We start from the raw sequence: 11,796 nt of genomic DNA, 5'->3' as shown, positions 1-11,796 counted from the left end.
GCCCTCACCGCTCCACAACGACCCCGTAGGCGGCGCCCTCAGACCCCGCTGGGGCTGGACGCGTCCTTCCCTTGGGCCGGTACCGCCGCCGCGGCGCCGGCGCCGCCCTTGCCGTCCCCGTCGCCGTCCGAGTTGATGATCTCGATGAGCGCGAGCCGCTCGGGCGTGTCCTCGGGCTTGATGAAGCCGATGACGGTGTACAGCACCAGCGAGACGGCCAGCGGGATGGACACCTGGTACTGCAGCGGCACCCCGCCCTCGACGCTCCAGTGGATCGGGTAGTTCACCAGCCAGAAGGCGAACAGCCCGCACGCCCAGCTGGTGAGCGCCGCCGTCGGCCCCGACCGGCGGAACGGCCGCAGCAGACCCAGCATCATCGGGATGGCCATCGGGCCCATCAGCCCGGCGACCCACTTGATGACGACGGTGATGATGTCCTTGAAGGCGGGCGAGTTGACCTGTGTGGCCGCCGCCATCGACAGGCCCAGGAACACGACCGTCGCGATCCGGGCGACCCGCAGCCCCTGCCCCTCGCTCCACGTCCGAGCCCGGCGCCAGATCACCGGCGCGCAGTCCCGGGTGAAGACGGCCGCGATGGCGTTCGCGTCGGACGAGCACATGGCCATCGTGTGGGAGAAGAAGCCGACGATGACGAGGCCCAGCAGCCCGTGCGGCAGCAGCTGTTCGGTCATCAGGGCGTACGAGTCCGAACCGTCGCCCTTCTCCGACGTCACCAGCAGCGGCGACATCCACATCGGGAAGAACAGCACCAGCGGCCAGACCAGCCACAGGATCGCCGACAGCCGGGCGGAGCGCTCGGCCTCGTACGGGGTCGCGGTGGCCATGTAGCGCTGGGCCTGGTTGAGCATGCCGCCGTTGTACTCGAAGAGCTTGATGAACAGGAACGCGAGCAGGAAGATCGTGCCGTAGGGGCCCACCAGTGGTTCGGCGTGGCCCTTCAGCTCCGGGCGGTCCCACACACCGAAGAAGCCGCCGTAGTCGCCCAGTTTGCCCACCACGGCGACGAACATCGCGATCCCCGCCAGCAGTTGGATCACGAACTGACCCAACTCCGTGAGCGCGTCCGCCCAGAGGCCGCCGATGGTGCAGTAGACGGCGGTGATCGAACCGGTGATCAGGATGCCCTGGTTCAGGGAGATGCCCGTGAAGACCGAGAGCAGGGTCGCGATCGCGGCCCACTTCGCGCCGACGTCCACGATCTTCAGCAGCATGCCGGACCAGGCCAACGCCTGCTGGGTGCCCAGGTTGTAACGGTTCTTCAGATATTCGAGCGGAGACGCCACATGCAGCCGTGAGCGCAGCCGGTTGATGCGCGGCGCGAACAGCTTGGAGCCGATGGCGATGCCGAGGGCGATGGGGAACGACCAGGTCACGAAGGACGTGACACCGTAGGTGTACGCGATGCTGGCGTACCCGGTGAACATCACCGCGCTGTAGCCCGACATGTGGTGCGAGATGCCGGAGAGCCACCAGGGCATCTTGCCGCCGGCGGTGAAGAAGTCGCTGACGTTGTCGACACGCTTGTGCGACCAGACGCCGATCGCGACCATCACACCGAAGTAGCCGATGAGCACGGCCCAGTCGAGACTGTTCATGGGCCCCCTTCCAGGGTCCGCCGCCAGGGTCAGGCATGTGAACTCTGGGTTCGGTGGCATGCCCACGGCAAGGAATGGGTAGGTCAAGAGGGGGTAAAGAAGTTCCGGGCGATGACTTTGGTTCATGCATATGAACGACAGGGTGGCCGAAAAAGATCACCCCCGCCCCTGGGCGAGGGTGACCGATGAGGGCGGTCAGCGCATCAGTTCACCGGCGTTGACGAGCAGCGACTGGCCGGTGATCGCCCGTGCGCGGTCGGAGGCCAGGAAGACCGCCGCGTCCGCGACGTCCCCGTCCGTGGCCAGCTCCGGCAGCGCCATCCGCTCGGCGAGGCGCGCCAGCACCTCCGCCTCGGGCACGCCCTCACCGTGCGCCGCGAACCGCACGTACGCCTCCACGGGCGGTCCCCACATCCAGCCCGGCAGCACGGTGTTGACCCGTATCCGGTGCGGCCCCAGCTCCCGCGCCAGCGAGTACATCGCGCTCGTCAGGGCGCCCTTGGACGCCGCGTACGCCGCCTGCCGCACCTGAGAGGGCGCGGCCACCGCCGACTGCGTGCCGATGATGACGACCGACCCGCCGCCCGCCGCCTTCAGGGCGGGCAGACAGGCCCGGGTCATCCGCAGGGTGCCCAGCAGGTTCACGTCGAGGACCGCCTGCCAGGTGGTGAAGTCGGCGTCCTCCAGGCCCCCGAAGTAGCTGTCCCAGGCCGCCACGTGGACCACCGCGTGCACGCCCCCGAACCGCTCCCGCGCAAGCGCCGCGAGCGCCGTGCACTGCGCCTCGTCGGTGATGTCGGTCGCCCGGTACGCCGTGTGCGCGCCGCCCGGGTCCACGTCCGCCGCGGCCTTGGCGAGATTCGCCTCCGTGCGCGCCCCCAGCACGGCGTTCCCGCCGTCCCGTACGACCGCCGCGGCGACCCGCTGACCCAGCCCGGCCCCGACCCCCGAGACGACGACCGTCTTTCCCGCGAGCAGTGACATCGGAGACCTCCCGGCTCTGGCGCATTATCTGACGGAGCGTCAGAGTATGGGCGACCGCAGGTGGACGGAAGGGGAAGCACATGAGCGAGGCCAAGCGCATGAGCGAGGACACCCGCAGCGCCACATACGCCGAACTGGCCGCCGTCGGCCCGTACGGCGTCCGGCCCGGCCACGCCCTGATCACCATGGTCGAGCCGCACCCGGGCCACGAGTACGCGTACAACCGCTGGTACGAGGACGACCACTACTACGCGGGCGCGATGGCCATGCCCTGGATGTTCTCCGGCCGCCGCTGGGTGGCCACCCGGGATCTCCAACTCCTGCGTACGCCGGAGAAGTCGGCGATCGCCCAGCCGGTCACCGCCGGCTGCTACCTCTCCACGTACTGGATCACCGACGGCCGTTACGACGACCACATGAGGTGGACGGTCGCCATCAACAAGCGACTGAACCGCGACGCGCGCGTCTACCAGGACCGTACGCACGTCTTCACGGCCTTCCAGGACCACGAGGCGACGGTCTACCGCGACGGAGCCGCCGGGCCCCGTGACTTCCACGCCCTGGACCACCCGTACGAGGGGCTCGTGCTCCAGGTGATCGACGCCGAAGGGCCCGAGGAGCGGGCCGGGTTGCTGGAGTGGCTCCGGGCCCGGCATCTGCCCAAGCGGCTCGCCGGGTCGCCGGCCGCGATGGTCACCGTCTTCCGGCCCACTCCGCTGCCCCTGGACCGGATGTCGTACGTCAAGCAGGTCGAGGGCGTCGACACCCGCCTCACGCTTCTGTGGTTCCTGGAGGCCGACCCGCGCGACTGCTGGGAGGAGTACTTCGGCGGACTGGGCGAGGCGGTCACCGAATCGGGCCTGGGAAGGACGGAGTTGCTGGCGCCGTTCGTTCCCACGGTGCCGGGGACGGACAGGTACGTGGACCGGTTGCGGTGATCCCGAGGCGATCCCGAGGGGATCCCGCTGTGCCCCTGTGGTGCCCCTCGTGCCCCTCCGCCCACGGTGTGTGGCGTCCCTCGTGCTCCCTGCTCCCTGCTCCCTGCTCCCTCGGTGAGGTGAGGGCAAGGCCGAGCCCCCTCGGCCAGGACGGCGGGCCGGTCGAGAGGGCTCTGTCAGTGGGTGTATGTGAAGTTGGGATGTTGGGGATGGTGATGGTCGTGGTGAACCATGGTCACGCGAGGTCGAAGGCTCCCCGGCCGACCTCGGCCACGAAGGCGCTCCACGAGTCGGCGGGGAACGCCAGGGTCGGACCGTCGGAAACCTTGGAGTCACGCACGGACAGGGCTGAGACAACGGGGGACTTGACCTCGACGCACGCGCCGTTCCCCGTGGAGTAGGACGACTTGATCCACGTGTCCTGGGCGCCTTGCTGAATTGCCATTTCTGCTCCGCTTGCCGGTTGGTCGTTGAGTTGCTGTCGCCGAGCCGTGGAATGGTGCTGTCCGTTGCCGGAAGCCACGGTTCGGTTTGCGCCAAGGTCGTTGATTTCCTTGGCGTGATCGACGCTACTCGCCAACATCGGCTGACGAAGCGACTATTCACTCGGGTGGGTGGCATATTCCATGGGGGTCTTCCCATCGAGTGTGTCGAGGGTGTATCTTCCGGCCCCTTCAGCCCCATCAAGGCTTGGATCGGGCGTTCAGTGGGGGCGGAGTTGTGCGTAGTCCTTCGCGATGTCCGCGATGAACTGGCGTGACTGTTCCACATTCAGGGCCTGCGCCCTCAAGTGCTCGTACATGACGCTGTACTTCTGCACGTCGGCGGGCTTCTCCAGATAGAGGTCGCTGGTGACGCCCTCGATGTATACGACACTGGAATCCGACGCGTCCGGGAATTCCAGAATCGCGTACTGCCCGTTCAAGCCGGGATGTGCGCCCATGTCGAAGGGGATCACCTGCACGGTGACGTGCGGGAGTTGGGACTGCTCGACCAGGTGCTCCAGCTGCTCGCGCATGAGGGAGCGATTGCCCACAACACGGCGCAGCGCGGACTCGTCGAGGACCGTCCACAGCCGCAGGGGAGCCTCCGGCGCGGAGATACGTTCCTGTCGCCGCAGCCGTACCTGGACCCGCTTGTCGATGTCGCCGGGTGTCGTCTCGGGCAACGCGCCCGCGATGAGTGCCTCGGCGTACGGCCGGGTCTGCAGCAGCCCGGGGACGACCTGGGGGTCGTAGACGCGCAGGCTGGCCGCGTCGGTCTCCAGGCCGATGTAGACGCTGTACGGGACATCGCCGAAGGCGTGCCACCAGCCCTGCTGGCGGGAGTCCTTGGCCATCTGCATCAGCGAGTCGACGACACGCTGGTCCTCGACCTCGTAGACCCCGCAGAGGTCGCGGACGTCGCGCTGGCTGATGCTGCGGCGGCCGTTCTCCAGGCGGCTGATCTTCGACTGGGAGACCAGCAGTCGCTCGGCGACCTCCTCGGCGGTCATGCCCTTGAGCTCGCGGAGCCGACGCAGCTCCTGGCCCAACCGGCGTCGCCTGACGGTGGGATTGACATTGGACGCCACGGGACGTGCACCTCCGGCTGCGTGCCTCTACTTTGTGTATCTGCTGTTGAGCAGATTGCCACCAAGGTGCTTGGTACCGCTGGAAAACAGCGGATATGCGCTGCGCACGCCCTTTACGCCGGTGATTTTCCGCCGCGGAGGGATCTCCGCCGGATGACGCGCAGGCGGCTGACGAGAGGTCGCGGCTGAGAGGTCGCAGCTGCGAGGTGGCAGACGAGAGGTCGCAGCCGCGAGGTATCCGGCCGACAGCCGGCCGAACGTACCCGGACGCACGGGGACATGCGGTCGCGCGGGGCGTGTACGGCCGTTTGTGCGGCCGTACACGCCCCGCGCGAACCTGCGGCTCCCGAACCGGGTCCTGGGGTCCTTCCGTTGGTTCGGCGCCTGCGGTGCAAGCGGTGCAAGCGGTGTAAGCGGTGCAAGCAGTGCAAGTCATGCGTCACGAAGCGTCGTGAAGCGGGTGTCGCGCGTGATGCACAGGGTGCGGTGGGGGCGGGACCCGCGGCTCCGGGGTCCGGCTCCCACGCGCACCGGCGGTGCCTCAGCGCGTGCTTCGCATGCTTCGCGTGCTTCTCAGTGCGCCACTACGCGGGCCATCGAGCCGCGGCGTGGCTGCATCGGAACGCCACGTGCGGGTTCCGGTGCGGGTGGCCTGGCGCCGGGGGCGGCCTGACGGCCGGTCGGTGCCGGGCTGCGGCGTGGCTGTGCGGCCACGCCGTTCTGCACGTCCATGACGGCGTGGGCCACCAGGCCGCCCATGGGGTCGTGCCGGATCAGGTCCCGCAGCCGGGAGCGGGACGAGCGTCCCTCGTTCCCCGGATACAGGTGCTTGCCGAGGCCGACCGCGTGCGCCAGGGCGGCGAGCGCCGCGGTCCGCGGGTCCGGCGGGACGCCGGTGCGGATCGCGGAGTCCAGCCGGGTTCGGATCTCCCGGCTGATCTCGGTCTGACTCGACTGATAGCGAGTCGTCGGCAGCACTCCGCACATCTGGCCCGCCACGGCATGCACCATGCCGCACCGCTCCAGATGCGAGAGGTAGGTCTGGCGGAGCCCGAGACGGGGCCCGCCTATCCAGTGGACCGCCCGTACGGGAGCGCCACGCCTTCGCAGCAACTCCAACGCGCAATCCAGAGTCGGATCTCCAGTCGGCCGTGGGGACACCACGGCGATACGATCCCCGTCCGGGGCTATCCGTCCGGCCAGCGCCAGCTCCACTAGCTGCGCTCCGGCCAGACCAAGGTCGAGCGACTGCGGCTGTGCGGTGGTACCCGTGGTCGGGTCCAACGCCAGCAGTAGAAGCTCTTCCGGAATCGTTCTGCGGCTCCTGCCCATCCATGCCTCCCCGCGTGGATGAATGACAGGGTGACCCCTCTCACATTCATCTGTCGAGAGTGCGTGACCGGAATGTAGTGGAACCGATAGGTATGTCGTTCTCGTCTACCGCAGGGGTCAAGCCCGCACACAGGACACTGGTACATGGTTCGGACACCGGCGCGGCGCGGTGGTGCCTGGGGTGACTAGTGTCCGGGCGGCGGGTTTCACGGTTCGGTTGGGCGCGCGCTCCTGAGACGGGAGGCGCGCGGGAGGAGGCATCGGTGGCGGGCACGTCCCCCGACAGGTCGAAGCGGTACGAGTCGTCGACGGAGTCGACACCGGGGAACGAGCCACCGATTCCGGCCCCCGGCCCGGCGAAGCCATCCCCGGACCCTCGCCTGTCGTTGTCCCGGGACTCCACCCCGAAGGTCGACCAGGCGACAGCGGTCTTCTCCCGCCGGGCACTGCTGGAGGCGGCGGAGGCGGAGGGCCTGAAGCTGGACGACGCCCTGAGGGGCGCGGCCACGGACTCGGACACGGACACGGACACGGCTGAGCCTGCGGGGCGGGATACCGCCGGGTCGCGGACGGACGAGCCGGAGACGGGGACGGACGAGCCAGAGACCGGCCGGACCGGCGGGGCGGGCGCCGGCGGCTCGGTCGAGGCCCGTCCGGACGCTGGGCGCCCGGACGCCGACTCGGGTGACGGTGAGGCGGACACCGAGGGCTCGGACGCCGGTTCGCGTGACGCTGGATCGGCTGCCGGGGGCCCGGGCGCCGGCTCGGGCGATGCCGGGGCGGACACCGACTCCGGCGACGGTGAGGACCCGGACGGGGCCGCGAAGAGCCCGGACGGCTCCACGGAGGCGCGGCCCGACGCCGACGGGGCCGAGGAGGGTCAGGGCGCGGACGGGGCCCAGGAGGGCCAGGACGCGGCCTCCGGCAGGGAGTCGGCGGCCGGTGCGGACGGTGAGGACAGCGAGGACGGTGACGCCGACCCGCGCGAGCGGGGTGCCGCTGCGCCCACGCGGGCCGCCTCGATGGCGCGACTGCCCGCAGCGCGGGCGGAGGAGACGACGAGCCCCGAGCCGGGCGACGACGCCCGGGCCGACGCCGCTCCCAGTGCCGGTGCTCACGCCGACGTGGCCCCCGAGGCCGAGGTCGAAGCTCCGGTTGACGCCGCTCCCGGTGCCGGTGCTCACGCCGACGTGGCCCCCGAGGCCGAAGCTCCGGTTGACGCAGCCCCCGAGGCCGAAGCCCAGCCCGACGTAGCCCCCGAGACCGAGGCCGAAGCCCAGCCCGACGTAGCCCCCGAGGCCGAGGTCGAAGCTCCGGTTGACGCAGCCCGGCTCGACGCAGCCCCCGAGGCCGTTCAAGCCGACGACGAGCCGGAGGCCGCCGTGGCTTCGGCATCCGGCGCCGAGGCGCGGCCGGGGTCGGAGGGCGATGGTGGAGCCGGCGCGGGGCGGGTCGTGGATCAGCCGACCGCGATCTTCCGGGCTCCCCGACCGCCCGCCGTGGACCACCCCACCACCATGCTCAAGCTGGGCGGCGGTGCCACCAAGGCCACCGAGCCCGCCGCCCCCGCCGAGGACGCAGGGGTCTCCGACAAGCCCAAGGATGTCGACAGGTCCGGGGTCTCCGACAGGTCCGAGGTCGACGGCAGGGCGGCCAAGGCCGACGACAAGGCCGGGGGCGACGACAGGTCCGGGATCTCCGACAAGGCCGGGGTCTCCGACAGGTCCGAGGTCGACGGCAGGGCGGCCAAGGCCGACGACAAGCCCGCAGCCGCCGACACCGCCGCCAGGGGCGACATCGCGGATTCCCCGCCCCCGGCCGAGCGCACCAGCAAATTCGTCGCGCTGAAGTCGCTGGACGAGCACGCCCCGCCCAAGCCTCCGGCAGCCGCGCCCGGCAGCCCCGCCACCAGCCCGGCGGAGGCGACGCGGGCCATCCCGCAGGTGGGCCCGGAGCGGACGACGCAGCAGCCGCTGCCGCCCAAGCCGCCGCTGGATCTGCTGGCGGAGCTGACGAACACACCACCCCCGCGCCAGACCCCCGTGCGGACGATCATCCGCCGGGTCAAGATCTGGACGCCCCTGGCCGCCCTGCTGGTGATCGCGTTTGCTGTCGCACAGTCATTCCGTCCGCTCCCCACCCCCACGCTCGCCCTGACCGTCGACGAGTCGTACGCGTTCAAGGGCGGCAAGGTCGACCTGCCGTGGCCCGCCGAGGGGCAGGGCTGGATGGACGTCAACGGCATCGGCACGGTGGACAGCTTCGGCGAGCAGAAGCCCGTGGCCATCGGCTCGGTCGCCAAGGCGATGACCGCGTACGTCATCCTCAAGGAACACCCGATGAAGGCCGGCGCGAAGGGCGCGACGATCCCGGTCGACGCGAAGGCGGAGACCGAGGGCGGCTACGACAAGGACGGCGAGTCCACGCTCAACACCGTCAAGGAGGGCGACGAACTCTCCCAGTACGACGCGATCGCGGCCATCATGATTCCGTCCGCGAACAACATCGCGCGGCTGCTCGCCCGTTGGGACAGCAACGGGTCCGAGGAGGAGTTCGTCAAGAAGATGAACGCCGCCGCCAAGGACCTCGGCATGACCAACACCACGTACACCGACCCGTCCGGGTTGAAGGAGACGACCGTCTCCACCGCCGAGGACCAGGTCAAGCTCGGCAACGCGGTGGTGAAGATGAAGGCACTGACGGACATCACCAGGCTGCCCGAGTGGAAGGACCCCTCAGGCCTGAAGCATCGGAACTACAACACCCTCGTCCCGTACGACAACGCCATCGGCATCAAGACCGGCTCCACCACGGCCGCCGGCGGCAACCTCCTCTTCGCGGCCACGAAGGAGGTCGGCGGTGAGACGGCGATCGTCGTCGGCGCGGTCCTCGGCCAGCACACACCGCCGATCATCGACACGGTCAACGCGGTCAGCAAGACCGCGATGCTCGCCGCCCAGGACGCGCTGATCTCCGACGCGATCCTGAAGAAGGGCGACGTCGTCGGCTACGTCGACGACGGGCTCGGCGGACAGACCCCGGTCGTGGTCACCAAGAACGTCTCGGCGGTCGGCTGGGCAGGCAAGACGGTCAAGCTCGAACTCGACCCGAGCGCCACCATCCCGCACGAGGCGAAGTCGGGCACCGAGGTCGGCTCACTGATCGTCGGTGACGGCGCCGGTGACGGCGTGGAGGTACCGGTCGCCCTCCAACGGAACCTCACCGAGCCCGACTTCCTCACCAAGCTGACCCGCGTCGGCTGACCCGCGGGCCCCTGCCTGGCCCGGCCCTGCCTGGCCCGGCCCGGCCTGGCCCGGACAAGCAGGACCACACCGAAGCGCTCCCTGCGACCGCATGGTCGCGAGGAGCGCTTCGGTGCTGTACGGCCCGGCGCGTGACGCGCACCTGCCCCACGTCCTCCCCGCGTCCTGCGTCCTCCCCGTCCCAGGCTCTCCTCGCCCTACGTCCTACGCTCTGCGTTTTCCCCGTCCTACCCGTCCTCTCCGTCCCCCTGCTCCGCCTTCTCGTCCGCTTCCTTCTCGCACTCCAGGGCCGTCTTCCGTGACGGTCCCCCGTACTGGGAGCTGATCCGCACATTCCCCGGCTCATGCACCGTCAGGCGGGTGAACTCGGTGAGGTCGCCGTCGGACTCACGGTCGGCGGTGAGGCAGCCGTTGTCGGCCCAGAGCCAGGGGGAGTAGGCGACGCGGACGGTGATCTCGCCGGCCTTCGGCATGTGGACGACGAGGTTGGCGCCGTCCGCGCTGACGACGGAGGCCGGCCTGTCGACCAGCGGGGTCGCGTTCTTCACCCGGTAGATCTTCCAGTTGGCGTCCTGCCAGACAGGCTGCAGATAGTCCGGTCCGCTGGTCACCAGCGCGTGTTCGAGCTCGGCGGGCCCGTCCGGCTCGCCGTTGACGAGGACCACGAATCCGACGGCCCACTGCGAGAGCCACGCCTTGTACGCGGTCGGCGTGAAGGCCCCCTCGGGCACCTCGGTCCCGCCGTGGCCCTCGTAGAAGAGGCGGCCGCGCTCGACGTCGGCCTGCCGGTTCCAGCCGCGCGCCATGTTGATGTACGGGGCGAGGATGGCGGCCTCGCGGTGGTCGCGGGCCGGTACCACCTCGACGCGGGTCTTCCAGGCGCCGAGCCGCTTCAGCTCCTTCACCACGCCGTCGGTCTTCACCGCCCACTCGGGCACCTTGGTGTTGGTGACGATGTCGGCGGTCGTCTTGCCGGTCAGCCAGGTCACCGACAGCACCAGGGCCACCACTCCGGCGATCTGCCGCCGCCGGGGCGTGAACCAGGACAGCGGCAGCCGGTCGTCGGCCGAGCGCGCCTCGCCCCGGTACAGGCAGATCGCCAGGGCCGTCGCCGGGCCCGCCAGCTCCAGGAGGCGTTCGACGTTGGTGCCGATGGGGGTGGGGATCAGATAGCAGAGGACCACGCCGAGCGCGTAGATCGCGGCGCTCAGGCGCAGCACCCGCCAGGCGCTCGGTGCGACCAGCACGACCACCACGCACAGCACGACCGGGGGCCAGATCCGGCTGAAGGCCATGGGCTGCTCGCCCTCGAAGGGGAACAGCAGCGTGGTCACGGCGACGACGGTCACCGGCGGCGCGATCAGCGCCGCCGCCCGGCCCCACTCGCGGCACAGCAGATACGCGGCGCCGACCACGAGGAGGAACAGCCCGGAGACGGGGCTCCCCAGCGTGGACAGCGTCGCGCACACCGCCGCCACCGCGAGCTGCCGCCCGCCGCGCCCGCTCAGCACCGCCAGCAGGGCCCCCATCGCGAAGGCCGTGCCCAGCATGAACGTGGAGCGCCCCGACACCACCTGGCACCACAGCGAGAACGTCGCCGCCAGCGCGACCGGCACCGGCGCGCGTACACCCGTACGAGTGACGACCGCACCGGCCAGCCAGGAGGCCGAGAGCCCCGACACCAGCGTGACGGGGACGACTCCGCACGCCGCCATCAGATACGGCGAGAGCACGCTGTAGTTCGCCGCGTGCAGACCCCCGTACCAGAACAGGTTGACCGCGGAGTCCGGGTACATCTTCGCGAACTCCGCCCACGCCACCTGGGCCGCCAGATCGCCGCCGCCGGTGGCGAAGACCGCCCACCACACGAAGTACAGCGGCAGGGCGCACAGGGCGGCCGTGAGGGGCACCCGGTGGCGTTCCCGCCACGGCTCGCGCGACGGTTTGTCGGCGCGCGAGACGGGCCGTCGTGGGGTCAGCTCGGCAAAGGCCACAGCGGCTCTTCCGTTCCGTTTCGACTCGTGCGGGCGGGTGCGGTCTTCACAAACGTCTTCTCGAACTCTTCTCGAACGTCTTCACAGACGCCTTCC

Annotated in this window: 8 protein-coding genes; 2 read left to right on the top strand and 6 right to left on the bottom strand. The window is 70.2% G+C overall.

What is annotated here, in order from left to right; genetic code table 11:
- Window positions 1-38: 38 nt before the first annotated feature.
- Together OG858_RS19610 and OG858_RS19605 are read right to left on the bottom strand one after the other, a co-directional pair.
- Window positions 39-1,616 carry a sodium:solute symporter family protein gene (locus tag OG858_RS19610; RefSeq protein ID WP_086746709.1) on the bottom strand — a complete coding sequence of 526 codons (1,578 nt, stop codon included), beginning with the start codon at window positions 1,614-1,616 and terminating at the stop codon, window positions 39-41.
- Window positions 1,617-1,811: 195 nt separating this feature from the next.
- Window positions 1,812-2,600 (bottom strand): SDR family oxidoreductase, encoded by a 789-nt coding sequence (locus OG858_RS19605; RefSeq protein WP_327724231.1) that lies wholly within the window; start codon window positions 2,598-2,600, stop codon window positions 1,812-1,814.
- A gap of 80 nt (window positions 2,601-2,680) precedes the next feature.
- Between OG858_RS19605 and OG858_RS19600 the strand changes: the two genes are divergently transcribed.
- Entirely contained in the window at window positions 2,681-3,538 is an 858-nt protein-coding gene (locus tag OG858_RS19600; RefSeq protein ID WP_328544665.1) for a hypothetical protein, read from the top strand.
- A gap of 235 nt (window positions 3,539-3,773) precedes the next feature.
- Here OG858_RS19600 and OG858_RS19595 read toward each other — a convergent pair whose 3' ends face one another.
- The 3 genes from OG858_RS19595 to OG858_RS19585 form a co-directional block, all read right to left on the bottom strand.
- Window positions 3,774-3,983, bottom strand: a complete 210-nt coding sequence (locus OG858_RS19595; protein WP_037705436.1) for a DUF397 domain-containing protein — start codon at window positions 3,981-3,983, stop codon at window positions 3,774-3,776.
- 258 nt (window positions 3,984-4,241) lie between these two features.
- Window positions 4,242-5,111, bottom strand: a complete 870-nt coding sequence (locus OG858_RS19590; RefSeq protein ID WP_060903966.1) for a helix-turn-helix domain-containing protein — start codon at window positions 5,109-5,111, stop codon at window positions 4,242-4,244.
- A 573-nt stretch (window positions 5,112-5,684) separates the two neighbouring features.
- A complete protein-coding gene (locus tag OG858_RS19585) occupies window positions 5,685-6,443 on the bottom strand; it encodes a GOLPH3/VPS74 family protein (RefSeq protein WP_060891308.1) in 759 nt (252 codons plus the stop codon).
- 263 nt (window positions 6,444-6,706) lie between these two features.
- Between OG858_RS19585 and OG858_RS19580 the strand changes: the two genes are divergently transcribed.
- Window positions 6,707-9,706 carry a D-alanyl-D-alanine carboxypeptidase gene (locus OG858_RS19580; RefSeq protein ID WP_328544666.1) on the top strand — a complete coding sequence of 1,000 codons (3,000 nt, stop codon included), beginning with the start codon at window positions 6,707-6,709 and terminating at the stop codon, window positions 9,704-9,706.
- A 227-nt stretch (window positions 9,707-9,933) separates the two neighbouring features.
- On the opposite strand, the gene OG858_RS19575 is transcribed toward OG858_RS19580, so the two are convergent.
- Complete coding sequence (locus OG858_RS19575; RefSeq protein ID WP_328545320.1) at window positions 9,934-11,616, bottom strand: hypothetical protein; 1,683 nt, start codon at window positions 11,614-11,616, stop codon at window positions 9,934-9,936.
- Window positions 11,617-11,796: the final 180 nt, after the last annotated feature.

Origin of the sequence: Streptomyces europaeiscabiei (assembly GCF_036346855.1) — a bacterium.
Lineage (GTDB): Bacteria > Actinomycetota > Actinomycetes > Streptomycetales > Streptomycetaceae > Streptomyces > Streptomyces europaeiscabiei.
Note: the sequence above shows the minus strand (reverse complement) of the source record. Positions and strands in the feature narration are given on the sequence as shown.